We start from the raw sequence: 24,875 nt of genomic DNA, 5'->3' as shown, positions 1-24,875 counted from the left end.
CGGCGCCTTGTTCTGACGTCGCATCAGGGAGATGCCGTGTCGTCACCTGCGCATTCCGTGCTCCGGTCGCCCGGCGAACCCGCGTCGGAGGCAGGCGCGGCGAGCCCGCTCGGAGACCTTGCGCACACCGCGCGACCGGCCGCCCGCCGCGACGAGTGGCCGCTCCCAGCCCCGCACACCAAGCACTACCAGCCGGGCGGCCGGCCCGCTTCCGCGGTGCTGCGCATCGCGCGCGGCGGAGGGGGCTTCGCCCGGGCCCGGGGCTTCACGAGGGACACGTTGACCGGCTGGTCCCTGGACCGGTACGCCGACGACGCCGTCCTCGTGATCACCGAGCTGGTCTCCAACGCCGTGCGGCACGCGGTGCCGTCGGCGGCGGCCGGCACGCCCGAGGTCAGGCTGGGACTCGCCCTGGACCCCGGCCGTCTGACGCTGACCGTCTCCGATCCCGGGGACAACGCGCCCGTGTTCACCCCGTCCGGCGGCTCCGCACTCCAGGAGCACGGACGAGGCCTGTGCATCGTCGACGCCCTCGCGGAGGAGTGGGGCTGGACCCCGAGGCCTCCGGCCGGCAAGACCGTCTGGGCCAAGTTGTCGACCCGCCCCCTCACCTGATCCGACTGCCGCGGAAGGGCCCCACACCATGCGCAGCGCTCCGACACCCGAGCCGAGCACCCAGCGCACCGACCGTCAGCAGCAGCCGCCCGGCTCCCCCCGGACCGCCGCCCCCCTCGCGGGGCTGGACGGCGTGCCGTGGAGTGAGATCCAGGACTCCAGCGGCTCTGCCGCGGCGATTCCCGGGCTGCTGCGCAAAGTCGCCCGGGGCGACGCCGAGACCGCCCGTGCCGCCCTCGGCGATCTGCGCAAACGCATCTGCCAGTACGGCTTCGTCGTCGAACAGGCCACCGCCGCGACCGTTCCCTTCCTGTGGGAACTGGCGCAGTGGCCCCAGGTGAGCTGCCGGGCGCAGATCATCCAGTTGCTCAAGAACATCGCCGACGCCCGCCAGTGGGAGACCACCGCCGCCGCCTACCCCAAGCTGCTCAACCACCGGGAGAACCCCGTGGCGTGGGAGCGCGCGGCGCGGCAGGCCGTCCGCGCCCGGCGGGACGGGCTCGAGCGGCTGCTGGCCGAGGGCGACAGTGAGATCGCGCGGGCCACGACCGAACTGGCCCGCACACTCGGAGACTGAGGCCCGCGCCCTCCACGGGGGAGAAGGCGCGGGTCTCCGCACGACGCACCGGCACACCGACCCACCGCCACACCGTCTCGTACGCCGTTCCGGCCCGCGGAACGGTGTGGCGTACTCCTCGCCGAAGGGGTAGGAAAGCGCGGAAGGAAAGCGCTTGCCCCACTCGGTCACCAGGAGGACCACGCCCATGGCGTCGCCGCCCGAAAAGCCGCTCGACCACCGCTACCGGGGCGAACACCCGATACGCACGCTCGTCTACCTCCTGCGCGCCGACCGCCGCCGTCTGGCGGGGGCGGTCGCGGTCTTCACGGTCAAACACAGTCCCGTCTGGCTGCTGCCCCTCGTCACCGCGTCGATCATCGACACGGTCGTGCAGCACGGCCCGATCGGCGATCTGTGGACCAGCACCGGGATCATCATGTTCATCCTGGTGGTCAACTACCCGCTGCACCTGCTGTACGTCCGCCTCCTGTACGGCAGCGTGCGCCGTATGGGCACCGCCCTGCGGTCCGCGCTGTGCACGCGCATGCAGCAGCTCTCCATCGGCTACCACTCGCGCGTCAGCGCGGGCGTCCTGCAGGCCAAGGTGGTCCGGGACGTGGAGACCGTGGAGCAGATGGTGCAGCAGACCGCCGAGACGGGGCTCGGCGCGGTCACCGTGCTCACCGGCGGCCTGGTCATCATCGGCGTGCGCACACCGGAGTTCCTGCCCGTCTTCCTGGTCGTCGTGCCCGCCGCCTCCCTCCTCGTGGCCCGCCTCCGCGCCCGGCTGCGCTCCCACAACGAGCACTTCCGCCACGAGGTGGAGGCGCTGTCGTCCCGGGTCACGGAGATGACCCGGCTCATCCCGGTCACCCGCGCCCACGGCCTGGAGGGCAAGGCACTGCGCCGCATGGACGGCACCCTGGACCGCCTGCTGACCTCCGGAATGCGTCTCGACCTCGTCAACGGCCGCTTCGGCTCCCTCTCCTGGGTCGTGCTCAACGTGGTCGGCGTACTGGTCCTCACGGGCGCCGCGCTGATCTCGTACCACGGCGTCTGGGGCGTCACCGCAGGCGACGTCGTCATGCTCAGCGCCTTCCTGACCACCCTCACCGGCTCCACGACAACGTTGGCGGGGCTGGCCCCGGTCATCACCAAGGGCCTGGAGTCCGTCCGTTCGGTCGGCGAGGTGCTCCAGGCTCCCGAGTTGGAGGACAACGAGGGCAAGGCGGAGCTCGCCGCCCTGCGCGGCGCCGTCACCTTCGAGGGCGTCGGGCACGTCTACGAGAGTGACGGGCGGCCCGCGGTGAGCGACTTCACGCTCACGGTCCAGCCCGGCGAGACCGTCGCCCTGGTGGGGGCCTCCGGTGCCGGCAAGTCCACCGTCCTCAACCTGGTCATCGGCTTCCTGCGGCCGACCTCGGGCCGGCTGCTGCTCGACGGCACCGACATGAACACCCTCGACCTGCGCACGTACCGGCGCTTCGTCTCGGTGGTGCCGCAGGAGTCCATCCTCTTCGACGGCACGGTCCGGGAGAACGTCGCCTACGGCATGGACGACGCCGACGAGGAGACGGTGCGGGCTGCCCTGCGCGACGCCAACGCGCTGGAGTTCGTCGACCGGCTGCCGCAGGGCCTCGACACCCTGGTCGGGGAGCACGGCGCACGGCTCTCCGGCGGCCAGCGCCAGCGTCTTGCCATCGCCCGCGCCCTCATCCGGGACCCCAGGGTGCTCATCCTCGACGAGGCCACCTCGGCGCTGGACACGCGCTCGGAGGCGCTCGTCCAGCAGGCGCTGGCCAAGCTGCTGCGCGGACGCACCACGTTCGTCGTCGCCCACCGGCTGTCCACGGTGCGCGGCGCGGACCGGATCGTGGTCATGGGCGAGGGCCGGATCCAGGAGGCCGGCACCCACGACGAACTGCTGGGCAGGGGAGGGGCGTACACGGCGCTGCACAGCGGCCAGGTCGCCTGAACACGGCCTCGGCGGCGCACGGGCCGCGTCCCGGACGTCAGGCCCCGGCCCAAGTTGTGCCGAGTACCCGGGCGGCGAAGTCGGCCAGTCGGGCCCGCATCCGTTCGCGGGGCACGTCCTCCCGGCCGGCCAGGTGCTCGACCAGGTCGGCCCGGACGGCGGCGAGCAGCGCGTGGGCGGCGAAGTCGCCGTCGGTGAGGCCGGGAACCCGCTCCAGCATGGTCCGCAGCAAGGCGTGCCAGCGCTCGTAGTGGCTCGCCCCGTACGGGCTGTCGCCGCCGGAGGCCTCCAGGGCCAGCGCGAGGGGGCGGTTGTCGAGTTTGAAGCACAGGAGCGCGTCGAGCACGGCGGGGACGCGCTGCGCCGGGGGAGTGCCGGGGCCCAGCGGGGGCGGACCCGTCTCGACGGCCTGCTCGATCGGTTCCATCCGTGCCGCGTACAGCGCCTTGATCAGCCCGGTCCGGTCGCCGAAGGCCCGGAAGAGCGTTCCCTTGCCGACTCCGGCCGCTGCCGCGACGTCCGCCATGGTGACGTCCTCCGGGCTCTCGCGGCGGACGAAGAGGGCGTCGGCGGCCGCGAGGACGGCCGCCCTGTTGCGGGCGGCGTCCTTGCGTGGCTTGCGCTCGGTCACAGGGTCTCCTCCGTAGCGGGCGGGGTGCCGGTGGGTGTGCGTGCGTGTCGGTGTACGTCGGCGTGCGCTGGCGAGCATCGGCGTGCGCAGGCGTACACCGGCGCGCGTTGCAAAGCGGACCGCTGGTCCGTATCGTTTGAAGCGGACCGCCGGTCCGTATTCTATGCGACGGAGGGAAACCCACCCATGCCCACGCCCACCCCGCCCACCGTGCCCGCCCCGGCGGCGGACCTGTACCGCCACAGCCTGCGGCTGCTGCTGGACAAGGACATCGACGCCTGGGTCGGCCTGTGGTCCGACGACGGAGTCATGGAGTTCCCCTTCGCCCCCGAGGGCCGGCCCCGGCGGCTGGCGGGCCGGGAGGCGGTCGCCGCCTACATGCGCCACTATCCCGACCACATCGACCTGCACGACTTCCCCGAGCTGCGGATCCACGAGACCACCGACCCGCGGACCGTCGTGGTGGAGATGCGCGGCGTGGGCCGGGTGGTGCGGACCGGCGCGCCCTTCGACATGACGTACGTCGCCGTGGTGACCGTCCAGGACGGGCGGTTCACCTCCTACCGCGACTACTGGAATCCGCTCGTTCTCCAGGAACCCGGCACGGACTTCGCCGGGAGCGCCCGATGACCGGCACCGGCACCACACTGGTGGTCGGAGCCACCGGCACCACCGGCGGCCGCACCGCCGCGCAACTGATCGCCGCGGGCCACCGCGTGCAGGCCGGGAGCAGGCGCGCGGTCCCGCTGCCGGGCGCGGAGGCGGTCAGCTTCGACTGGTACGACACCGACACGCACGACGCGGCCCTCGACGGAGCCGACCGCGTCTATCTCGTTCCGCCGCCGGGCGAGTGGAACCCGGCCGCGGTCATGCTGCCCTTCCTGCGCAGGGCACGCGACGCGGGCGTGCGGCGTGCGGTGCTGCTCAGCTCCTCGGCCGTTCCCGAGGGCGGCCCGGCGGTGGGCGCGGTGCACCGGGCGCTCCCCGGCCTGTTCGAGCAGTGGGCGGTGCTGCGGCCGTCCTGGTTCATGCAGAACTTCACCGGGGCCCACGCCCACGCCGTCAGTATCCGGGAGGAGGGCGCCATATTCACCGCCGCCGGGAGCGGCCGCGTGGGCTTCGTCGACGCCGACGACATCGCCGCCGTCGCCGTGCGCGCCCTCACCGACGACCACGCCCCCGGTACGGATCTGGTCCTCACCGGTCCCGAGGCCCTCGGCTACGACGACATCGCCGCGATCCTCACGCGGGCCGGGGGCCGGACCGTGGTCCACCGGCGCCTGACGAACGAGCAGTTGCGTGCCCGCCTCGCGACACTGGTTCCGCCGGACTTCGCCGCGATGCTGGCCGACATGGACCGCGCCATCGCCGGGGGAGCCGAGGACCGCACCACCGACACGGTCCAACGCGTCACCGGCCGCCCGCCGCACGGCTTCCGGGAGGTGCTGGAACGGGAGCTGCGTGCGCGGTGAGTCACGCGTGAACGGGCGGAGCCCTCAGGGACCACGACGGCGCTCCTGAGTGCACTCGGTTCAACTATCCGAACTCGGCAGGGAAGTGGTCGGACAGGAAGCGACGGATTCCCGTCAATCACGAGCACGGACGCGCACGGTGTGATTGCTTCGGCCGGGTTCGGGCATACGCAGCGAAACTCGAGAGAAAGGGCGCTTCGTGCTCGAACCGGACCCGAAGGTCGTCAGGGAGTTGCTGACGCGGTACGCGTCACTGCGGATCGCTCAGGCGGAGAGTCAGAGGCCGACGACGGGGCGGGAACTGGCGGACGTCAGCTACACGTTGTGCGTGATGATGGCGACGACCAGCATCCACGACGCGGTGGCCAAGGCGGACGCGCTGCTGCTCGCCAAGGGACGGACACCGGACGCAGTCCGCGCGGCGGACCCGGACGGGGAGAGCGGCCTGTCGCTGGCCGTGTGACACCGCCGTACCCGGGGCCCGCCTTGGGGATCAGACTGATCAGGCCGACCGGTCCGATCAGTCCGACCGGCCAGACCGCCGGGCCGATCCGCAAGGCGGGCCCTACGCGCGCGCCGCGGGCGCGGCCGGCTTCCCGTGGAACGCCGCGCGATAGGCGTACGGAGTCGTGCCGACCACCCGGCGGAACCGCTCCCGGAATGCCGTGGGGGAGCCGAATCCCGCCTGCCGCGCGATCCGCTCGACCGAGTGGTCGCCGTTCTCCAGCAGATACTGGGCCCGCCGCACCCGCGCCCGCAGCAGCCACTGCAGCGGAGTGGTGCCCGTCTGCTCGCGGAACCGGCGGCTGAAGGTGCGCTCGCTCATACCCGCGCGGGCGGCCATCGCGCCGAGGGTGACCTCCCCGCCCAGGTTGTCCTCCATCCACTCCAGCAGCGGCTCCAGGTCCGAGCCCCGCGGCACGGGCGGACGCTCGTGCACGATGAACTGGGCCTGTCCGCCCTCCCGTTCCAGCGGTACGACGCACATCCGGGCGGCGTGCGCGGCGACGGCCGACCCCAGGTCCCGGCGGATCATGTGCAGGCACATGTCCAGACCGGCGGCGGCGCCCGCCGAGGTGAGGATCTGCCCGTTGTCGACGTAGAGCACGTCCGGCTGCACCTCCACGCGCGGATGGCGGCGGGCCAGCTCCGCCGCGGCGATCCAGTGGGTGGTCGCCCGCAGCCCGTCCAGCAGCCCCGCCTCCGCGAGGACGAAGGCGCCCACGCACACCGACGCGATCCGCGTACCGGCGCCGGCCGCCCTCCGCAGCGCCGCGAGGACCCGCTCCGAGGGCGGGCCGTGCTCCTCCGAGCGGCCCGGCACGATGATCGTGTCGGCGGATTCCAGAGCCTCCAGACCCCGGTCGATACGCAGGGCGAGCCCCTCCGTGCGCACCTCGGGCGACTCCGCGCACAGCCGGACCCGGTACGGGCGGCGCCCGTCGGGCAGCCGCGTCCAGTCGAACGCCTGCATGGGCGCCGCCATGTCGAACGGCACGACGTCGTCGAGGACCAGGATCGCCACGCAATGCATGACCGCCACGATAGGCGGGTTCCCGCCGGGGCCAGAACCCCGCGCACACCGCCCGCTCCGCCTTCTTCCGGTCCATCACCCCCTGGTGAGGGCGTTGGCGAGAATCCGTTGGAAGCTGTCATTTCAGCCTCTGTGCGATCACCCGGCCGCTTCCTAGCGTGGCTCCCACCGCATTCCACCGAACCTGCCCACCGGAGCTCCGACCGATGACCAAGATCCTGCTGTCCCTCCACGTCCTGGCCGCCATCATCGCCGTCGGGCCCGTCACCGTCGCGGCCAGCATGTTCCCGCCGGCCGCCCGACGAGTTGTGGCGGCGGTGCCCGCGGGGGCCGGGGCCGGGACCGACCCCGCGGCCGCCGGGGGCGCCGGGGACGTGGGCACCGTCCGGCTGCTGCACCGCATCTGCCGGGTCTACGCCGGCCTCGGCATCGCGGTGCCGGTCCTCGGCTTCGCCACCGCCGCGGCGATGGGTGTCCTGGGGGACGCGTGGCTCATCACGTCCATCGCCCTGACCGCGGCCGCCGCCGGCATCCTGATCGCCTTCGTCCTGCCCCGCCAGGAGGAACTGCTGGAGCAACTGACCGGCCGCGAGCCCGTCGAGCACGCCCGCACCGCCCGGCTCGCCATGTTCACCGGACTGTTCAACCTGCTGTGGGCCACCGTCACGGTCCTCATGATCGTCCGGCCCGGCTCCACGACCGGCGCGTGAGCCGCCGTCACCTCCTGGACCGAATGCACACCACAGGAGGGACGGGCGCCTAGACTGCTCAGTCGCGCCTCCGTGCGGGGGCGGACGACACGAAAGGCACGTTGACGGGTGTTCCAGGATTCCCCCATCTACGACCGACTCGTCGCCGAACGCGGTGACGTCCCCGAGCAGGTGCGACGGGATGCCGAGCGCGTGAGCAGGGAGCTGGAGGTTGTCATGCGCCCGTTGCACTCACCCGGCCACCTGCCCGGCGCCGAACGGCAGCCGTCCCCGGGCGCCGGCTGGCAACGCACCGCCCTGCTGCCCGGCCCGCGCCCGCACTAGCACCTGCCCGGCGGATCAGACCGCGGACACCGGGTACGCCACGCCCTCCCTCACTGCCGCGAAGGCGTGTGCGGTGCCGTCGTCGGTGGCGGCAGTGCGGTGCACCGCACTCATCCGACGGCCGTCGTGCCCGGGCCGCCGGCGTCCACCGGATCCCCGGCGCCGGGCCGGGCCAGCCACTCGGCGATGGTGCGGGCGATCGGCTGACCGGTGTCCACCTCGACGAAGCCGAACTGCCCCGACTGGTTGCACTCCAGGAACCACCAGGTTCCGTCGCCGTCCTCGGCGAAGTCGAGGGCACCGTAGGCCAGTCCCGCCGCGCGGAGGTAGGCGCGGACGGCCTCGGCGACGCGGGGCGGCACCTCGGCGGGCCGCCACGGCTCGGGGGACGCCGAGAATCGGACGTCCACGTCGTCGGGGTCCAGGCCCGCGAGGGTCGTCTTGCGCGCGGCCAGCAACTCGTCGCCGACGACCGTGAGACGGATGTCGGCACGCTTGGCGACCCGGCGTTGCAGCAGCGTCGGGCCGTGGGCGACGGCGGAGAAGTCGGCCTCGGGCGGCACCCTGCTGGTCGGCACCGCCAGGGGCGGGTCCTGCGGATGCGCGCCCGAGACGGGCTTGACGACCAGGTCCGGGTAGCGCTCGGCGAACTCCCGGGCGGCGCGTGGGAACGTCGTGATCAGCGTCGCCGGCACGGGCAGCCCGCACTGCTGCGCGAGACGCAGTTGCCACGGCTTGTACCGGGCCCGGTGCGCCGCGTCGGGCTGGTTCATCCAGCGCGCCCCGCAGTCACGGAGCATGCCGTAGAGCGCCTGCCCGGACTCCTCGGTCAGCCACGCGGAGGGCTCGGCGGCCCGCGTGGCCGCGCCGCCCGGCCTGCGCACCCAGACGGACCGCAGCCCGCCGATGCTCACCAGGCGGCCCCCCGAGGACAGATGGCCCCGGAACGAGCCGTGCACGAACTCGCCGGAGAGCGCGACGGAGTCGGTCAGGTCGGCGGGGTCCAGGCGGACCACCGGTACACCCGACGCGTTCAGGTGCACCACCACCATGTCGGCGGTGACGTCCTCTTCACAGGTCAGGATCAAGACGGTCATTCTCGACGGCCCGTGTTCAGTCGTCGAAGTGAGTCTTCGACCCCGCGGTGGAGGTCGTGGTCCCCAGGTCTCTCAACAAGGCGTGGTCACAGGCGGCCACCCGCCCGTCCGAAAGCACGTTCAACTGCAGCCCGGAGTCGTAGACGTACGGAGTCGTGGCGTCCAACTCCACTGCCGGGCGTGCGTAGTTGAGCGCGAACGGTTTCATCGTCTCTCCCTGGTCGGTGCTGCGCCGAGCAGGCGATGGTTCCTTTGCGCCGTCGCCTGGTCCGCCGACTGCCTTCGGCTTCCAGAGACTTATACGAATCGAACGGGTGATTGGTTTCCTTACGCAGCGTAGTCATGAGGCGGGCCGGTGCTTTCCCGCCGGTCCGCGGTCTCCCTCCGCCCGCCGACAGAGCCGCGCGCGGAGCGCAGGGCGAGGAGCAGTACACCGATGTCGTCCAGGTAGACGGGATCGGGCACCAGGTCGGCCGGCAGTACCAAGTAGAGGACGGCGCCCCAGAAGACCCACCTCGGACCGGTGGGCAGCCCGGCCCGTCGGAGGTCCCGCCGGGTGCGGACCAGCCGCACCAGGACGCCGACCGCCGCCGCGAGGACGGCTGCCGCGAGCAGCACCACCGCGGCGATCACCATCGTGGTCGTATCCACCCGCCCCTCCTTCTGGTGCGTGCTCGTGACGCGCGGCACGCGCCTTGACTCCCCGGATTCCCGCTCGGGCCGGTGACAAGCCCGCACGCAAGGGTCTCTCATCCCTGTGGCCTACTCCAGTGGCACGGTGCGCGGGACGTGCTTAGTAATGGTCAGCACACAGCGCGAGTCGCATGTCGGGGACGCAGGGCGGCCGCACCCCCACCACACGGAGAGATCATGACTACCGGCTCTTCAGCACCCCGTTCGCCCGAGTACGCCATATCCGCCGTGGACCTGCCCACCGGGGAGACGACCACGGCCACCGGCACGCACCCGGTGCGTCCGTCGGCCGGGCGAGCCGACGCCGAGGTGTCGAGCGTCCACCCCTCGGCCGCCCCTACACCCGCCCCCCAGTCACCCGCCCGCCAGTCACCTGCTCCCCAGGCAGTCCAGCCCGCAGCCGCAAAACCCCCGCCCGTCCCCCGTGAACCCGCCCCCGTCCCGCGGGAGCCCTTCCCCGAGGAGACCTCCGTCCAGGAACCCGTTCCCCACGACGCGGTGGTGCGCGAGTTCGGCGATCCCGTCGGCGACCTGGTGCGGGCCGCCGTGGCCGACCGGCCGCTGGAGGAGGTGGTCGACCTGATCACGACGCTGGAGCAGTCACCCCGGTACGCGCAGGCCACCATCGACGCGCTGCGCGCCGTCGGCGTGAACCGCTCCGTCGAGGACGTCACCCGGCTGGTCGGCCTGCTGACCCGGCCGCCGCGCCAGTCGGACAGCGCGGACGAGGCGATCCGGGCGGCGGCGGAGTGCCGTTCGGTCGAGGACGTCACCCGGCTGATGGAACTGCTGCACCGCACCCCCCTGGAGCCGCACTGCGGGCAGGAGGCCGTACGGGCCGCCGCCACCGGCCGGCCCGTGGAGGAACTGGTCGAGCTGATCGGCCAACTGGCCATGGACGGACGGGTACGCCCGGACCGCCCCGACGCCCGGCACCTGCGGGCGGCCCTGGACACAACCGCCGACGACGAGCCGGAGCCCACCCACCGTCCGGCGGGACTGGCCGGCGCCTTCGCCGCGGCCGACCGCCGTGGCCGCGAAGGCCGCAGGACACCGCGCCTGGGCCGCCGGCGACGTGACCGCAACCAGGACCGCGCGTCGCGCGAGCGGGACCCCGCGTCACATGACCGCGACCCCGCGACCCGTGACCCCGCGCCCCGAGACCGTGCGGCGCGCCGGTCCGCCCGGGGTGCGGCCTGGTCGGTCTGGCTCACCGCGGCCGTCCTGGCCGGGTGCGGCGTGGCCTACTTCCCACTGCACCACAACGACGCCTCCGCCCGCGCCTACGGGGCCGCCCTCGGACTGTCGGCGCTCTGCCTGGTGCTGGCCCTGCTGCTGACCGTACGACCCGCCGTACCGCTGCTCGCCGCGGCGGTCGTGGGACCGGCGGCGCTGGCCGCGGCCAGGCTCTACGGCAGCACGACACCGTCGGCCCGAGTGTCCCCGGCCGTGGACCTCACCCTCGCGCCCACCTGGATCGCCGTCGCGGTCGCCGTACTCGCGTCGCTGGTCGCGCTCATGGCGCTGTGCGTACGGGTGGCCTCTCAGGCGCCCGCCAGGCGCCGGCAGGCCCGGCCGACGGCGGGAGCGAGCCGCGCGGCGGACTGACCGCCCGCTCCGCCTCGCGCGGCACGTGGTCCGCGCCGGACCTCCGGCGCGGACCACGTGCCGCGCTCACGTTCCCAACATGCCGGCCGGATGCTCGTGTTCGAGCAGACCGGTGAGCACCCGGTCCGGAGTGAGGGGGAGTTCACGGAAGCGGATGCCCGTGGCGTGGTGGACGGCGTTGCCGACGGCCGCGGCCGAGCCGACGATGCCGATCTCGCCGATGCCCTTGCTGCCCATCGGGTTGAGGTGGGCGTCGTCCTCGTCGATCCAGTGCGCCTCCACCGCCGAGACGTCGGCGTGCGCGGGCACGTGGTACGAGGCCAGGTCGGACTCGGTGAAGTCGCCGAACGCCGGGTCCACCGTGCTGTCCTCGGTCAGCGCCATGCCCAGGCCCATCGTCATACCCCCGATGAACTGGGAGCGCGCCGTGCGGGCGTTGAGGATGCGTCCCGCCGCGAAGACGCCGAGCAGCCGCCTCACCCTGACCTCGCCGCTGACCGTGTCGACGGTGACCTCGGCGAAGTGCGCGCCGAACGCGTGGCGTGCGAAGGGACTCTCGGCGTCGGCGGCGCCGGAGGTGTCGGCGTCGGCCGCGATCCCCTCGTCGGGCAGCGGCCCGGAGTGCTCGGCCAGGCGGCCGGTCAGCCGCACGCACGCCTCGTGCACGGCCCACCCCCAGGAGGCGGTGCCCGAGGAGCCGCCGGCCATGGGCGCGAAACCGATGTCGCTGTCGGCCACTTCGATACGGACCCGGTCCAGCGGCACGCCGAGGGCGTCGGCCGCGACCTGGGCACAGACCGTCCGGGCGCCCGTGCCGATGTCGGTGGCGTTGACGCGCACCAGGAAACCGCCGTCGGGCAGGGCCCGCGCGGACGCCGCGCACGGCGACACCAGGACCGGATACGTGGCCGCGGCGACCCCGCTGCCGACCAGCAGGGGACCGGCGCTGCGGGATCCCGGTCGCGGATCGCGGCCCTCCCAGCCGAAGCGGCGGGCGCCCTCGTGCAGGCACTCCACGAGATGCCTGCTGCTGAACGGCTTGCCGCTGTCGGGCTCGGTCTCCGGCTCGTTGCGGATCCGCAGTTCGACCGGGTCCATACCGAGTTCGACGGCCAGTTCGTCCATCGCGGACTCGAGCGCGTACATGCCGGGGCACTCGCCCGGGGCACGCATCCAGGACGGCGTGGGCACGTCCAGCGGCACCACGCGGTGGCGCGTGCGCAGGGCGGGGGCGGCGTACATGACGCGCGCCGGGACCGCCGCCTGTTCCACGAACTCCTTCACCCGGGAGGTGTGCGTCGTCACCTCGTGCACGAGGGACGTGAGCCGGCCGCCCGTGCCGGCCCCCAGGCGCAGCCGGTGCAGGGTCGGCGCACGGTGGCCGACGACGGCGGGCAGGTAGCGGCGCGGCAGCGCGACGGTGACCGGCCGGCCGGTCTCCCGTGCCGCCATCGCGGCCAGCACCACGTCGGGGCGGGGCGTGCCCTTCGACCCGAAGCCGCCGCCCACGTGCTCGGCCAGGACGGTGATCCGCTCCTCGGGCACCTCGAACATCCTGGCGAGCTCCGCGCGCACGGCGCTGGTGCCCTGGCTGGAGGAGTGCACGGTCAGCCGGCCGCCGTCCCACCGCGCCGTGCTGGTGTGCGGCTCCATCGGATGGTTGTGCAGAGGCGGTACCCGGTACTCGACGTCGAGCCGCGTCGCCGAGGACGCGAAGGCGCCGTCGGGGTCGCCGTGTTCGGTGACGGCCGGAAACCCGCCGTTGGCCGACTCGGGGACGTACGCCTTCGGATGTGCGGCGGTGAGCGTCACGTCGTGGCCCTCCGCCTCGTACGTGACACGGACGGCGGCGGCACCGGCCCGCGCCGCCTCCAGGGTCTCGGCCACCACCAGGCCCACGAACCAGCCCCGGTGCGGGACCTGCGGGCTCTGCAGCAGGGCGAGGGTGGGGTCGTCCGGGTCCCCGAGCCGGGGCGCGTTCTCGTGCGTGAGCACGGCGAGCACGCCGGGCAGCGCGAGCGCCGGGGCGGTGTCGACGCCGGTCACCCGTCCCCGCGCGACCGCCGCCGGCACGGGCCAGGCCTGGGCGCGGCCGGGAGCGTCGTACTCGGCGGCGTACCGGGCGGTGCCGGTGACCTTCTCCCGCCCCTCCCGGCGCTCGGCTGGGGCGCCCAGGACGGTCTCGGTGCCGGTCATGGAGTCCTCCTCGTGGACGCCGGGGTTCTCAGGTCGTGGTCGGCGGGGCGAGCCGGCCCAGTACGTCCAGCGCCAGCCGGCGGGCCAGCGGCACCTTGTAGGCGTTGTCCCGCAGCGGCTCGGCGGCGGCCAGCTCCAGGTCGACGGCGTGCTCGAACGCCGCCGTGGTGGGCGCCGCGCCCACCAGCGCGTCCTCGGCCCGCCGGGCCCGCCAGGGCCGGTGCGCCAGCGCCCCGAAGGCGACCCCGGCCCGCTCCACCACTCCGTCCGCCACGTGCAGCACCGCGGCGACGGAGGCCAGGGCGAAGGCGTACGACGCCCGGTCCCGCGCCTTGCGGTACTCCGACGGCAGCCCGGCCGTGGCGGACGGCAGGACCACGCCGGTGATCAGCTCGCCGGGGAGGATCTCCGTGTCCCGCTCCGGGTGCTGCCCCGGCAGCCGGTGGAAGTCGGCGGCGGGAACGCTCCGCGTGCCCTCGGGCCCGTGCAGTTCCACGCGGGCGTCGAGGGCGGCGAGCGCCACCGCCATGTCCGAGGGGTGGGTGGCGATGCACTGCTCGGAGTGGCCGAGCACCGCGTGATCGCGGTGCACGCCTTCCAGTGCGCCGCAGCCGGTGCCGGGCGCCCGCTTGTTGCAGGGCTTGGACAGGTCCTGGAAGTAGGGGCAGCGGGTGCGCTGCAGCAGGTTGCCGCCCGTGGTGGCGGCGTTGCGCAACTGCCCCGAGGCGCCCGCGAGCAGGGCCTGCGAGAGCGCGGGGTAGCGGTCGCGGACGGCGGGGTGGGCCGCGAGGTCGCTGTTGCGCACCATCGCGCCGACCCGCAGCGCGCCGTCGGGCAGTTCCGCCACCGCGTCCAGCGGGAGCCGGGTGACGTCGACGAGCGCGGCGGGCGTCTCCACGCCCAGCTTCATCAGGTCGACGAGGTTGGTGCCGCCGCCGAGGTAGCGGGCGCCGGGGTGGGCGGCGAACGCGTCGGTGGCCTCCTCGACGCTGCCGGCCCGTACGTAGGCGAAGGGCTTCACGGGATCACGTCCTCGACCGCGTCGGCGATACGCGGATACGCACCGCACCGGCAGATGTTGCCGCTCAGCCGCTCCCGGATCTCCTCCCGGCCCAGCGGCACGGGCTCGCCGGAGGGCGTCCGCGGATCGGTGACGTGCGACGGGTGCCCGGCCGCGGCCTCGGCGAGCGCGCCGAGCGCCGAGCAGATCTGGCCCGGCGTGCAGTACCCGCACTGGAAGGCGTCGCGCTCCAGGAACGCCCGCTGCAGCGGATGCAGTTCCTCGCCGTCCCCGGCGAGGCCCTCGACGGTGGTGATCTCGCAGCCGTCCAGGGCGACGGCGAACAGCAGGCAACTGTTGACGCGGCGCCCGTCCACCAGGACCGTACAGGCGCCGCACTGTCCGTGGTCGCAGCCCTTCTTGGCGCCCCCCAGCCCGAGGTCCTCCCTCAGCAGGTCCAGCAGGACCCGGCGGTGGTCGACGCTGAGGGTGTGCGGTTTGCCGTTGACGCGGAGCGTGGTCTCGGACCGGGACGTTTGAGGTGGGGAAGCGGGGGCGGTGCCCTCGTGCTGGCTGTCCATGGCGTCGGTGACCTTCCGGGACGGGCCGTGCTGCCGTGCCGTCCGCGTATCCACCTCGAGCCGGCTGACACGTGAGGGTGCCCTCAGTCGGCGGGCCACCGCCGGACCGGCCCCAGGCGGCGCCAGGACCACGGGACCCGAGGCGCGCGCACCTCCGGCTCACGTCGTGCGCGAGGCCCGCGAAGCCCTGGCGGCGGTCGTCCCCGCGCCCGCGCCGCCACCGGACGCACACCGCTCACCGAGGACGAACGGCACACCCTGGGCCCCGGCACGGACCGGGTCCGTTCTTCGGCCGCAGGCGCCGCCTCGGCCGGCCGGCGTCCCGGCCGGCGCCGGTCACCGGGCCCGGCGGAAGTCAGTCGTCGCGTGCGGCGGGCGGCCGGGCGGTGCCCGGGGCGTCGGCCTCGGGACGGGGCGCCCGGCCCGGGACCCTGAACCGTTCCAGCGTGCGGGTCAGACTCCGCAGCGGCGACGCCTGGGACGCCTGGGTGGGCGGGGGGCCGGCGGGGGCGGCCGCGGCGGACTCCCGGTAGGCGGCCAGGGCCTCGGCCGCGCGCTCGGCCGCCTCCCGGTACAGGTCCCGGGACTGCGTCATGGCCTCCAGCGCCTCGGCGTACATGGCCACCAGCCTGCGCTCGCGCTCCAGTTCCTCCGCCATGGTCAGCAGCCGCCAGTCCTCCCGCAGTGCGGTGAGGGCCTCCTCCGCGCCCTGTGGCAACGGTCTTGCCAGCGCGGCGAAGGAGGTCACCGCCGCGATCAGGGCGGCGGGCTCGGAGCCGTCCAGGAAGACGGTGCGGACCGAGAAGTCGCGGGCCTCGTAGCCGGACGGGGCGGGGGTGCCGGGCAGCACCACGGCGCCGCCGCGCGGCACCTGGACGCCGAAGTCCTCCAGGGCCCAGTTCACCACCCGTAGCTGCTGCGGGGCGGCACGGTGCTCGACCACGCGGTGGCGCAGGCCGGACGGCAGCCGGTCGGCGAGCGGAATTCGGCCGCGGTGGTCGGGCGTCATCGCCTCGTGCACGACGACGTGGATGTTCCACGAGCTGCGCCCGGCCTCCTTGAGCAGCCGACGCAGCGCCTTGTCGTCGTCGGGCAGGGTGTTGATGCCCCGCAGCCGCAGCCCCGTGGCGGCGTCGCGGTCCCAGGTGACGTCCGGGTCGTCGGGCCAGAACATCGTGGCGGGGGAGGGCCAGTCGGGCTCCCAGGCCTGCTCGGCCTCCGCGAGGAGGGTCCACTCCTGCCCGCCGGCCGAGCCGGGCTCCAGGATCAGCCTGGCCCGCACGGTGACCTCCCCCGGGGCCTTCCAGCGCGCCTCGAAGATCCGGACGCCGGGGGTCTCGTCGTCCGGCCGCTTCTCGGGCAGTTCCAGGAAGTCGTCGATGCGGCGGCTGTCCTTGAGCCGCCGCAGGGTGTGACGGACGGTGTCCTCCGCCGTGGAACCGACGTGGCGCCCGCGAGCGGGCCACACCGTGGGCGGAGTCGTGGGGCGGGCGGTGGATGAGGTCGGCATGAGTCCATCGGGAGGCGGGAGCAGGGGTACGGACACACGCAAGTATCGTCGCCGCAGGTCAGCGGAGCGCACCCGGGGGTCCGCCGACCGGGCGGGTCGCGGCACGGCCCGCGGTGCGGTCGGCGGGGTCCGCGGAGCGCCATGGGCGAGGGTGGACAGGAACACGACGACCGACCGTACGGCACGACAAGGGAGCGACCCGATGAACCTCGACCTCGGCGGACGGACCGCGCTGGTGACGGGCTCCTCGCAGGGCATCGGAGCGGCGATCGCCGCCGGGCTGGCCCGGGCCGGCGCCACGGTGGGCGTCAACGGACGTGACGCCGGCCGACTGGAGGAGAGCGTCGGGAGACTGCAAGCCGAGGTGCCGGACGGCGTGTTCGTGCCGGTCGCGTCGGATCTCGGCACCGCCGAGGGGGCCGAGCGGGCCCTTGCGACGCTGCCCGACGTGGACATCCTCGTGAACAACCTCGGCGTCTTCGGCGCGGTGCCCGCGCTGGAGATCAGCGACGACGAGTGGCGCCGCTACTTCGAGATCAACGTCCTCGCGGGCGTCAGGCTGACGCGCGCACATCTCCCCCGGATGAGGGAACGGGGCTGGGGCCGGGTGCTCTACGTCGCGAGTGACTCCGCCGTCGTGATCCCGGCCGAGATGATCCACTACGGGGTGTCCAAGACCGCGCTGCTCGCCGTGAGCCGTGGCTTCGCCAAGGAGGCGGCGGGCAGCGGTGTCACGGTGAACTCCGTCATCGCGGGGCCCACGCACACCGAGGGGGTCGAGGACTTCGTGTACCAGTTGGTCGACCGCGACCTGCCGTGGGACGAGGCACAGCGCGCCTTCATGCGCGAGCACCGCCCGCAGTCGCTGCTCCAGCGGCTGATCGAGCCCGAGGAGATCGCCCACCTCGTGGTGTACCTGAGCTCGCCCCAGGCGTCCGCCACGACCGGCGCGGCCGTCCGTGTCGACGGGGGATACGTCGACTCGATCCTCCCGTAGTCACTCTCCCGGTGCCGCGCGCCGCCGGTCCGCGTCGTCCCAGGCCCGGGTGTCGCGCGGCTCGACGTACGGTTCGTCGTCGGGCGGGTAGCCGCCGTCGATCACACGCTGCCGGGCCAGTTCGGCGTCGAACTCGAGGCCGAGCAGAATGGCCAGGTTCGTCACCCACAGCCACACCAGGAAGATGATGACGCCGGCCAGGGTGCCGTACGTCTTGTTGTACGAACCGAAGTTGGCCACGTAGAACGCGAAGCCGGCGGAGGCGAGCAGCCAGATCAGCAGGGCGACGACGCTGCCCGGCGTGATCCACTTGAAGCCCTTGAGCCGGGCGTTCGGGGTGGACCAGTACAGGATCGCGATCATGAACGTGACGAGCACGACCAGCACCGGCCACTTGGCGATCGACCATACCGTCATGGCGGTGTCGCCGACGCCGAGCGCGGTGCCCACCTGCTGGGCCAGGCTGCCGGTGAACACGACGATCAGCGCGCTGACCACGGCGAGCACCAGCAGCACCACGGTCAGGGCCACCCGCAGCGGCAGCACCTTCCACACCGGACGTCCCTCGGGCACGTCGTACACCGCGTTCGCCGCGCGGATGAACGCGGCGACGTAGCCGGACGCCGACCAGACCGCACCGACCACGCCGACCACCGCCAGCACGGAACCCAGACCGGCCTTGGCCTGCAACTGTTCCACCGCGTTGGTGATGACGTCCCGCGCGGCGCCCGGCGCCAGCTTCTGGATGTTGTCGAGCACCTCCTGGGTGGCCGACTGCCCGGCGATCCCGAGCAGGGAGACCAGCACCAGCAAGGCCGGGAACAGCGACAGGATCCCGTAGTAGGTGAGGGCGGCGGCCCGGTCGGTCAGCTCGTCGTCCTTGAACTCGGAGACCACGCGCCGCAGCAGCGCGAACCACGAGCGCTTGGGCAAGTCGGTGGGGGAGCCGGGGGCGGCGCGTTCGGTGGAGGCGTCCGGACCGTAGTCCCCGGGCGATGTCTCGTCCGCGGTGCCGTCCGACGCGTCGTTCTTCGTGTCGTCGGTCGTGTCGTTCTTCGTGTCGTTCTTCGTGTGCTTCCCGCGATGGGGGAGATGCAGTCGGGCCATGGACCCCGGGTTGCCCGTCCCGGCGTACCCACGCCCCCGTGCGCGGGAAGCGCGCCGGGTGTGCGGCCGCCACCCGCGACCGCGCCCTTCACCCGTGGTCCCGGGCGGCGCGCCGTCCCCACAATGGTGCGCGCGGACAGGCGCCGCCCGCCATCCGCTCAGGGGCGGGCCTGTCCGCGCCCCCTCGCCCGCAGTCCCTCGCCCGCGGCCCCTCGCCCGCGGCCCCTCGCACGGTCGAAATAACGCAGTATGCCGGAGCGCGGGCACGTTCCTCTGGAAAATGCCAAAGCGCTCACCGGATGCGTGCACTTTCCGTAGTCTCGGCGTCACGTTCGCGGTACAGCCGTGCGGGGAGAGGGGATCCGGCGTGCCCGGAATCGACGAGAGTCTGCTGGAAGCCATGCGGCTGCCCGGCGCACGGGGCGCGTCGCTGGTCGACTGGATCAGCGGGCTCGCCCTGGGCGCCGTCGGCATGGCCCCGGGCGGCGACTGGGAGGCGACCGCGGCGGAGACCGCGGAACTGGCCCGGCACGTCGCGGAGAGCGGCTCCCTGGCGGCGGTCGGCGCGCCCGCCGCCGGCGCCCCCGGTCCCACGGCCGCGCCGGACAAGGAACCGCCGGTCGAGGACATGATCGCCACCACCACCGACGCCTACCACCTGCTCAGGTTCGTCAGCACCCCGTTCGACAGCACCGTCTTCCTCCACCTGTGGCTGGACCGCAACGACGGAAACCTCGCCCTGGCCCGCATCCGGCTGGCCGAGTTGGCGGATCGTCTGGTGCTCGGGTGACCAGGGTGACGACCACCTGGACCACGCACGAGACCACGTCGGCCGCCCTCGGCGCGCTCGCGGACGAGGGGGCGACCGGTGCCCTGTCGGGCGAGCGGGGCATCGTCTACCTGTCGGCGGGCCGTGTGGTGCACGCGGAATCCGCCTTCACCCCGGACCTCGGGGCGCTGCTCACCCGCAGCGGCGCCGTCGCGGCGGACGGCTGGTGGGCCGCGGTCGACAGCGGTGGTACACGGCACCGGGTCGGACACCGGCTCGTGGACAGCGGCCGGCTCGCCGCCGGTGCGCTGGAGGTCTGCCACCTGGGCGCGCTGTTCGACGCCGCGTACTTCGTCCTGGCCCAGGACACCCGCCCGCACCGCTTCCGGCCCGGCGCGGTGCACTGGCTCGGCGCGGTGCGGTCCGTACCGGTGGACGCCGTCGTCCGCGAGTGCGGACGCCGACGCGCCCTGCTGGACCGCATATGGCCGGACCCCGACATCGACACCGTCCCCCTCACGCGAGTGCCCGACGCGAGGGCGACTGCCCTGCCGGTGCGGCGCGGCCGGACCCTCGCACAGGTGGACGGCGTCCGCACCGCCGCGGAGATCTCCTCGGCGCTCGCCTGCCGCACTTACCACACCCTCGTCGAACTGCGCCGCCTGGCCGCCGACGGCCTCGTCGCCGCCGCGCCGCCCGCCCCCACGCCCCTCGCGCCGGGTCCCGACCTCGGCGGCGGCGTGTGGGACGACCCGGACACGGCCCTGCTGCGACGGCTTCGAGACGCCTTGGAGGCCCTGTGATCCGCGCGCGCCGACAGCGTGCCGAAAGGAGACTGCTCATGGCCGTCGAGAGCGACGTCCTGGACGAACTGCACCGACTGCGCACCCGCGTACCCCAGTTGACCGGATCGCTCGCGGCCACCGTCGACGGGCTCGTGCTGGCCCACGACGCGCCGGGTACCGAACCCGAGGGCCTCGCCGCGCTCACCGCCGCGGCCCTCGGCGTCGCGCACCGCATGGCCGACGCCACCGCGCGCGGCGGGTTCCGGGAGCTGCTGCTGCGCGGGACCGACGGCTACGTCGCCACCTACGCGGCCGGTCCGGCGGCCGTGCTCACCCTGCTCGCCGACGGCCGGGTCAACGTGGGCCGGCTGCACCTGGAGGGCCGGCGCGGCGGCGCCCGGATCGGGGAGCTGGTCGCCGCCCACGTGGGCCGGGAACACGGCCGTTCCCCGGCGGCCGAACACGTCACGGCGCCCGCCGGGGAGACGGCCCGCCCCATCGGCACCCTGCCGGTGCGCACGCCGCAGCGACCCGCCTACCGACCGAGCCCCCAGGGCGGCGGCCACCGCCGGCCGACCTGATCAACCGATCGCCACCGACCACTACCGACACGTATTGACCGCGTCCGGAAAGGAAGCCACCCATGGCCAACCTGGAGACCTCGCTCAAGGAATGCCTCAGCTCCATCGACGGAGCGACCGCCGCCGCGCTGGTCGACTACACCAGCGGGATGGCCCTCGGCACGCTGGGCGGCGGCAAGGACTTCAACCTGGAAGTCGCCGCGGCCGGCAACACCGACGTCGTGCGGTCCAAGCTGCGCACGATGGAGCACCTCGGTCTGAAGGAGGAGATCGAGGACATCCTGATCACCCTGAACACCCAGTACCACATGATCCGCCTGCTCAAGGGCCGTGGCGGCAACGGGCTGTTCCTCTACCTGGTGCTCGACGCGAGCCGAGCCAACCTGGCGATGGCCCGCCACCAACTGCGCCGGATCGAGAACGACCTGGAGGTCTGACCCCGTCGGACCGCCGAACCGGGCGCGGGCCCGGCGGGAAAGTATCCCGCCGGGCCCGCGCCCGGGTGCCGGGGTTCAGGCGCCGCTCTCCCGGAGCATGTCCTCGCGCTCGACCAGCTTCACGCGCTCGCGCCCCTGCGGCTCACCCAGCGCCTTCTCCGCGGCGTCGAGCTTGTACCACCCGTCCCAGGTGGTGAAGCGGACGTTCCGCTCGGCGAGGAAGGCGTCCACGGCCTCCGGGGCGGGCGAGGCGGGCGTCTGCAGCCGGCCGTTCGCGAAGTCGTCCAGCAGGTTGGACACCGTCTCGTTGGCGTCGCCCTTGGTGTGGCCGATCAGGCCGACCGGGCCGCGCCGGACCCAGCCGGTGACGTAGGTGGACGTCAGGTGCTCGCCGGACTCCTGGACGACCCGGCCGCCCTCGTCCGGGACCGTGCCCGAGTCGATGTCCCAGGGCAGCTTGGGGAGCTGGTCGGACAGGTAGCCGACGGCCCGGTAGACCGCCTGGACGTCCCAGTCCTTGAACTCGCCGGTGCCCTTGACGTTGCCGGTGCCGTCCAGGGCGGTGCGCTCGGTGCGCAGGCCGACGACCTTGCCGTCCTCGCCGAGGATCTCGGAGGGCGACTCGAAGAAGTGCAGGAACAGCTTGTGCGGCCGGTCACCGACGTCGCGGATCGCCCAGTTCTCCAGGGTCTTGGCGACCATGTCGGCCTGCTTGTTACCGCGCCGGGTGGTGATCGAGCCGTCGTCGTAGTCGATGTCCTCGGGGTCGACGATGACCTCGATGTTGGGGGAGTGGTCCAGCTCCCGCAGCTCCATGGGGCTGAACTTCGCCTGCGCCGGGCCGCGGCGTCCGAAGACGTGGATCTCCAGCGCCTTGTTGGCCTTGAGGCCCTCGTGGACGTTCGGCGGTATCTCCGTCGGCAGCAGTTCGTCCGCCGTCTTGGCCAGGATCCGGGCCACGTCGAGGGCGACGTTGCCGACGCCGAGGACGGCGACCTTCTCCGCCTCCAGCGGCCAGGTGCGCGGGACGTCCGGGTGGCCGTCGTACCAGGACACGAAGTCGGCCGCGCCGTACGAGCCGTCGAGCTCGATGCCGGGGATGGAGAGTGCCCGGTCCGCCGTGGCGCCCGTGGCGAAGATCACACCGTCGTAGAAGGCGCGCAGATCGTCCAGGCTGACGTCGGTCGGGTAGTCGACGTTGCCGAAGAGGCGGATCTGCGGCTTGTCGAGCACCTGGTGCAGGGCGGTGATGATGCCCTTGATCCGCGGGTGGTCGGGGGCGACGCCGTAACGGATCAGTCCGAACGGGGCGGGCATGCGCTCGAAGATGTCGATGGACACACCGGGATCGGCGGCCACCTCGGACTTGAGCAGGGCGTCGGCGGCGTAGATCCCGGCCGGGCCGGATCCGACGATGGCTACCCGCAGAGGGCGGGGCATGTTCAGGTTCCCTTCGAGCGGTGATAGATCGACTCTCGGGGAAGCCTAAGCTAAGGCAAGCCTAAGTCGGTACGCGGGTCCGGTCTATGAGTACATAAGGGCGGCTTATGGGTTCTCATGGGTCGGCTTTGGGCCCCGGGTTTCAACCCCCGGTGGCGGGTGACGCAGGCGTGAGGCGCGACGATCGCGTCCCGCGCCCGCCTCACGAGGGGAGCCCGCGTGCACCGTCCGGACGACCGCCCGGATCCGAACCGGTGGCGGGCCCTGTGGGTGACCCTGGTCGCCGGTTTCATGACCCTGCTGGACGTGACCATCGTCGCCGTCGCCCTGCCGTCCATGCAGCGGGGGCTGCACGCCTCCGCGGCGTCCGTGCAGTGGGTCGTGTCCGGCTACGCCCTCGCGTTCGCCCTGACCCTGGTGACGGCCGGCCGGATCGGTGACGCGTTCGGCAGACGCCGGGTCTTCCTCGTCGCGCTGGCCGCGTTCGTGCTCTTCAGCGCCGCGGCGGGCGCCGCGCCTGGCATCGGGCTGCTGGTGGCCGCCCGGCTCGCCCAGGGAGTCGCCGCGGGCAGTATCGCGCCGCAGAACTCGGCACTGATCCAGCAGATGTTCCGGGGCGCGGAACGCGGGCGCGCGTTCGGGCTGTTCGGTGCCACGGTGGGGGTCTCCAGCGCCGTGGGGCCGGTCGTCGGCGGTCTGATCCTGGCCCTGGCCGGCCCCGGGGGCTGGCGGTGGATCTTCTACGTCAACGTCCCGGTCGGCGTTCTCGCCCTCCTGCTCGGCTTCCGCCTGCTGCCCCGGGTGTCCCCCGGCGGCCGAGGGCGTCCGGACCCGGTGGGCGTGGTGCTCCTCGGCGCCGGGATCCTGGCCCTGATGCTGCCGCTCGTGCTCGCCGAGAGCGGGGGAGTGGGCAGGGTGTGGTGGCTGTTCCCGGCGGGACTGCTGGTCCTGTTCGCCTTCGCACGGTGGGAGCGCCGCGTCGCCCGCCGCGACGGGCAGCCACTGCTGGAACCCGGCCTGCTCACCGAGACCCGCGGTTACGTCACGGGAGCGGGCCTGGCCGCCCTGTACTTCGTCGGGTTCAGCGGGGTGTGGCTCGTGTTCGCGTTCTTCTTCCAGAACGGGCTGGGCTTCTCGCCCCTCATGTCCGGCCTGGCGGTGACCCCGTTCGCCGTGGGCTCCGCCACCGCTGCGGCCGTGGCGGGCCGACTGGTCGACCGGCTGGGGCGGCTGCTGACGGTCTGGGGGCTCGTCGCCGTCATGCTGGGACTCGGCACCACCGCGCTGGTGCTCTGGCTCGCGCCCTCCGACCGGGCCGCCTGGATCGCGGCGCCGGCCCTGCTCGTCGGCGGACTGGGCAGCGGCTGTGTGATCTCACCGAACATCACGATGACGCTGCGGGACGTCCCGGTGCGGATGGCGGGCGCCGCCGGAGGAGCCCTGCAGACGGGCCAGCGCCTCGGCGGCGCCGTGGGCACCGCGGCACTGCCGGGGCTGTTCTACTTGACGCTCAACGCGACCCACGGCGACTACCACCGGGCCGTGGCCCTGTCGGTCGGCGCAGGGGTCGCCGCCATGCTGTGCGCGCTGACCGTCGCGGTCCTCGACTGGCGGCGGGACCGCTCCGACCGCGCCGGGCGCTGCCCGCCGGAGACGTCCCACAGCGACCCCCACGCGGGTCGGGGCTGAGACGAACCTCCGGGGACGGCGTACCGGCCCCACGTGCTCAGCGGCGCTTGCCGAACTTCCGGAGCATCGCCTGGGCCTGCGCGCGGCGGCGGGGGTCCGAGGCGGCCCGGCGTACCTGCTCGGTCGCGCGGCGGCCCTGCGGGCTGCGCGCGAAGCGCTTGATCCGGTCCAGCATTCCGGCCATGACGTTCCTCCGAGTCGACGACTGATCCGCTTGTCCGTCCTCCTACCCCGCGGCCCCGCGCTCACCCCGGCGGCCGGCCCCGGGTTTGAGTCCGCCGCCACGGGCGACCCGCAGTGCAGGACATCGGAAGCGAACGCCGTGAGGTGAGCAGTGGTGGCCGGCAATCAGAAGTCCAAGGCCAAGATGGAGCAGGCCGAGGGGAAGGCCAAGGAAGCGGCCGGCCGGGCCGTCGGCAACGAGAGGATGACGGCCGAGGGCCGCGCCGAGCAGTCCAAGGGCGACGCCCGGCAGGCGAAGGAGAAGGGCAAGGACGCGTTCCGGCACTGACACCGGAACCGGACGGCGGCACACACGGGCCGCGGAACCAGGCGTACGGCCGGT

At 73.5% G+C, this 24,875-nt stretch carries 28 protein-coding genes; 16 read left to right on the top strand and 12 right to left on the bottom strand.

The genetic code is table 11. The annotated features are described in order from the left end of the window. The first annotated feature begins 36 nt into the window (after positions 1-36). The 3 genes from B1H29_RS02915 to B1H29_RS02905 all read left to right on the top strand — a co-directional run bounded on the left by B1H29_RS02915 (position 37) and on the right by B1H29_RS02905 (position 3,149). Positions 37-615 (top strand): ATP-binding protein, encoded by a 579-nt coding sequence (locus B1H29_RS02915; protein ID WP_055421266.1) that lies wholly within the window; start codon positions 37-39, stop codon positions 613-615. A 28-nt stretch (positions 616-643) separates the two neighbouring features. After that, positions 644-1,192 carry a hypothetical protein gene (locus B1H29_RS02910; RefSeq protein ID WP_055421267.1) on the top strand — a complete coding sequence of 183 codons (549 nt, stop codon included), beginning with the start codon at positions 644-646 and terminating at the stop codon, positions 1,190-1,192. A gap of 187 nt (positions 1,193-1,379) precedes the next feature. Beyond that, complete coding sequence (locus tag B1H29_RS02905; RefSeq protein WP_055421268.1) at positions 1,380-3,149, top strand: ABC transporter ATP-binding protein; 1,770 nt, start codon at positions 1,380-1,382, stop codon at positions 3,147-3,149. Between the two features lie 37 nt (positions 3,150-3,186). On the opposite strand, the gene B1H29_RS02900 is transcribed toward B1H29_RS02905, so the two are convergent. Beyond that, complete coding sequence (locus B1H29_RS02900; RefSeq protein WP_055421269.1) at positions 3,187-3,780, bottom strand: TetR family transcriptional regulator; 594 nt, start codon at positions 3,778-3,780, stop codon at positions 3,187-3,189. A 186-nt stretch (positions 3,781-3,966) separates the two neighbouring features. Here B1H29_RS02900 and B1H29_RS02895 point away from each other — a divergent pair, with 186 nt between their 5' ends. The 3 genes from B1H29_RS02895 (at position 3,967) to B1H29_RS02885 (ending at position 5,715) form a co-directional block, all read left to right on the top strand. Further along, positions 3,967-4,410 carry a nuclear transport factor 2 family protein gene (locus B1H29_RS02895; protein ID WP_055421270.1) on the top strand — a complete coding sequence of 148 codons (444 nt, stop codon included), beginning with the start codon at positions 3,967-3,969 and terminating at the stop codon, positions 4,408-4,410. Next, entirely contained in the window at positions 4,407-5,252 is an 846-nt protein-coding gene (locus B1H29_RS02890) for an NAD(P)H-binding protein (RefSeq protein WP_055421271.1), read from the top strand. Before B1H29_RS02895 ends, B1H29_RS02890 begins: the two co-directional genes overlap by 4 nt. A 199-nt stretch (positions 5,253-5,451) precedes the next feature. Next, positions 5,452-5,715: a DUF5133 domain-containing protein gene (locus tag B1H29_RS02885; RefSeq protein ID WP_055421272.1), complete on the top strand. Its 264-nt coding sequence runs from the start codon at positions 5,452-5,454 to the stop codon at positions 5,713-5,715. A gap of 102 nt (positions 5,716-5,817) precedes the next feature. Here B1H29_RS02885 and B1H29_RS02880 read toward each other — a convergent pair whose 3' ends face one another. Next, positions 5,818-6,786: a GlxA family transcriptional regulator gene (locus B1H29_RS02880; RefSeq protein WP_055421618.1), complete on the bottom strand. Its 969-nt coding sequence runs from the start codon at positions 6,784-6,786 to the stop codon at positions 5,818-5,820. Between the two features lie 206 nt (positions 6,787-6,992). Here B1H29_RS02880 and B1H29_RS02875 point away from each other — a divergent pair, with 206 nt between their 5' ends. Together B1H29_RS02875 and B1H29_RS02870 are read left to right on the top strand one after the other, a co-directional pair. Further along, positions 6,993-7,496, top strand: coding sequence for a hypothetical protein (locus B1H29_RS02875; protein ID WP_055421273.1), 504 nt, complete (start codon positions 6,993-6,995; stop codon positions 7,494-7,496). A 108-nt stretch (positions 7,497-7,604) separates the two neighbouring features. Then, positions 7,605-7,820: a hypothetical protein gene (locus B1H29_RS02870; protein WP_055421274.1), complete on the top strand. Its 216-nt coding sequence runs from the start codon at positions 7,605-7,607 to the stop codon at positions 7,818-7,820. 110 nt (positions 7,821-7,930) lie between these two features. Here the strand turns inward: B1H29_RS02870 and tgmB are convergent, their stop codons facing one another. From tgmB to B1H29_RS02855, 3 genes are all read right to left on the bottom strand, one after another. Beyond that, positions 7,931-8,917 (bottom strand): ATP-grasp ribosomal peptide maturase, encoded by a 987-nt coding sequence (gene tgmB / locus B1H29_RS02865; protein WP_055421275.1) that lies wholly within the window; start codon positions 8,915-8,917, stop codon positions 7,931-7,933. 16 nt (positions 8,918-8,933) lie between these two features. Continuing rightward, a complete protein-coding gene (gene tgmA, locus B1H29_RS02860) occupies positions 8,934-9,125 on the bottom strand; it encodes a putative ATP-grasp-modified RiPP (RefSeq protein WP_055421276.1) in 192 nt (63 codons plus the stop codon). A gap of 119 nt (positions 9,126-9,244) precedes the next feature. Then, a complete protein-coding gene (locus tag B1H29_RS02855) occupies positions 9,245-9,568 on the bottom strand; it encodes a YkvA family protein (protein WP_055421277.1) in 324 nt (107 codons plus the stop codon). A gap of 219 nt (positions 9,569-9,787) precedes the next feature. On the opposite strand from B1H29_RS02855, the gene B1H29_RS02850 reads away from it, so the two are divergent. Next, positions 9,788-11,218 carry a hypothetical protein gene (locus B1H29_RS02850; protein WP_107095378.1) on the top strand — a complete coding sequence of 477 codons (1,431 nt, stop codon included), beginning with the start codon at positions 9,788-9,790 and terminating at the stop codon, positions 11,216-11,218. Between the two features lie 66 nt (positions 11,219-11,284). Here the strand turns inward: B1H29_RS02850 and B1H29_RS02845 are convergent, their stop codons facing one another. The 4 genes from B1H29_RS02845 to B1H29_RS02830 form a co-directional block, all read right to left on the bottom strand. Continuing rightward, a complete protein-coding gene (locus B1H29_RS02845) occupies positions 11,285-13,414 on the bottom strand; it encodes a xanthine dehydrogenase family protein molybdopterin-binding subunit (protein WP_055421279.1) in 2,130 nt (709 codons plus the stop codon). A 28-nt stretch (positions 13,415-13,442) separates the two neighbouring features. Beyond that, positions 13,443-14,435 carry an FAD binding domain-containing protein gene (locus tag B1H29_RS02840; RefSeq protein ID WP_055421280.1) on the bottom strand — a complete coding sequence of 331 codons (993 nt, stop codon included), beginning with the start codon at positions 14,433-14,435 and terminating at the stop codon, positions 13,443-13,445. Further along, a complete protein-coding gene (locus tag B1H29_RS02835; RefSeq protein ID WP_055421619.1) occupies positions 14,432-14,995 on the bottom strand; it encodes a (2Fe-2S)-binding protein in 564 nt (187 codons plus the stop codon). The genes B1H29_RS02840 and B1H29_RS02835 overlap by 4 nt, the downstream gene beginning before the upstream one ends. A gap of 355 nt (positions 14,996-15,350) precedes the next feature. Next, a complete protein-coding gene (locus B1H29_RS02830) occupies positions 15,351-16,505 on the bottom strand; it encodes a hypothetical protein (protein WP_055421281.1) in 1,155 nt (384 codons plus the stop codon). A 202-nt stretch (positions 16,506-16,707) separates the two neighbouring features. Between B1H29_RS02830 and B1H29_RS02825 the strand changes: the two genes are divergently transcribed. Continuing rightward, on the top strand, positions 16,708-17,502 hold the full coding sequence (locus tag B1H29_RS02825) for an SDR family NAD(P)-dependent oxidoreductase (protein ID WP_055421282.1): 795 nt from the start codon (positions 16,708-16,710) through the stop codon (positions 17,500-17,502). On the opposite strand, the gene B1H29_RS02820 is transcribed toward B1H29_RS02825, so the two are convergent. Then, a complete protein-coding gene (locus B1H29_RS02820; RefSeq protein WP_055421283.1) occupies positions 17,503-18,609 on the bottom strand; it encodes a YihY/virulence factor BrkB family protein in 1,107 nt (368 codons plus the stop codon). Between the two features lie 367 nt (positions 18,610-18,976). Here B1H29_RS02820 and B1H29_RS02815 point away from each other — a divergent pair, with 367 nt between their 5' ends. The 4 genes from B1H29_RS02815 (at position 18,977) to B1H29_RS02800 (ending at position 21,181) form a co-directional block, all read left to right on the top strand. Next, the gene (locus tag B1H29_RS02815) at positions 18,977-19,399 is read left to right on the top strand and encodes a hypothetical protein (protein ID WP_055421284.1); all 423 of its coding nucleotides are present in this window, start codon (positions 18,977-18,979) and stop codon (positions 19,397-19,399) included. A gap of 5 nt (positions 19,400-19,404) precedes the next feature. Beyond that, positions 19,405-20,181, top strand: a complete 777-nt coding sequence (locus tag B1H29_RS02810; RefSeq protein ID WP_055421620.1) for a hypothetical protein — start codon at positions 19,405-19,407, stop codon at positions 20,179-20,181. Positions 20,182-20,219: 38 nt separating this feature from the next. Next, positions 20,220-20,744 carry a roadblock/LC7 domain-containing protein gene (locus B1H29_RS02805; protein ID WP_055421285.1) on the top strand — a complete coding sequence of 175 codons (525 nt, stop codon included), beginning with the start codon at positions 20,220-20,222 and terminating at the stop codon, positions 20,742-20,744. Positions 20,745-20,806: 62 nt separating this feature from the next. Next, positions 20,807-21,181, top strand: a complete 375-nt coding sequence (locus B1H29_RS02800) for a hypothetical protein (RefSeq protein ID WP_055421286.1) — start codon at positions 20,807-20,809, stop codon at positions 21,179-21,181. Between the two features lie 75 nt (positions 21,182-21,256). Here B1H29_RS02800 and B1H29_RS02795 read toward each other — a convergent pair whose 3' ends face one another. Further along, positions 21,257-22,621, bottom strand: coding sequence for an FAD-dependent oxidoreductase (locus B1H29_RS02795; RefSeq protein WP_055421287.1), 1,365 nt, complete (start codon positions 22,619-22,621; stop codon positions 21,257-21,259). Between the two features lie 219 nt (positions 22,622-22,840). Between B1H29_RS02795 and B1H29_RS02790 the strand changes: the two genes are divergently transcribed. Further along, entirely contained in the window at positions 22,841-24,310 is a 1,470-nt protein-coding gene (locus tag B1H29_RS02790; protein WP_055421288.1) for an MFS transporter, read from the top strand. 37 nt (positions 24,311-24,347) lie between these two features. Here B1H29_RS02790 and B1H29_RS37040 read toward each other — a convergent pair whose 3' ends face one another. Beyond that, positions 24,348-24,494 (bottom strand): hypothetical protein, encoded by a 147-nt coding sequence (locus B1H29_RS37040; protein WP_107095379.1) that lies wholly within the window; start codon positions 24,492-24,494, stop codon positions 24,348-24,350. 153 nt (positions 24,495-24,647) lie between these two features. On the opposite strand from B1H29_RS37040, the gene B1H29_RS02785 reads away from it, so the two are divergent. Then, the gene (locus B1H29_RS02785) at positions 24,648-24,821 is read left to right on the top strand and encodes a CsbD family protein (RefSeq protein ID WP_079160684.1); all 174 of its coding nucleotides are present in this window, start codon (positions 24,648-24,650) and stop codon (positions 24,819-24,821) included. Positions 24,822-24,875: the final 54 nt, after the last annotated feature.

The sequence above is a fragment of the Streptomyces pactum genome, assembly GCF_002005225.1.
Lineage (GTDB): Bacteria > Actinomycetota > Actinomycetes > Streptomycetales > Streptomycetaceae > Streptomyces > Streptomyces pactum_A.
The sequence above is the reverse complement of the archived record's forward strand: the minus strand, read 5'-3'. Positions and strand labels throughout refer to the sequence as shown.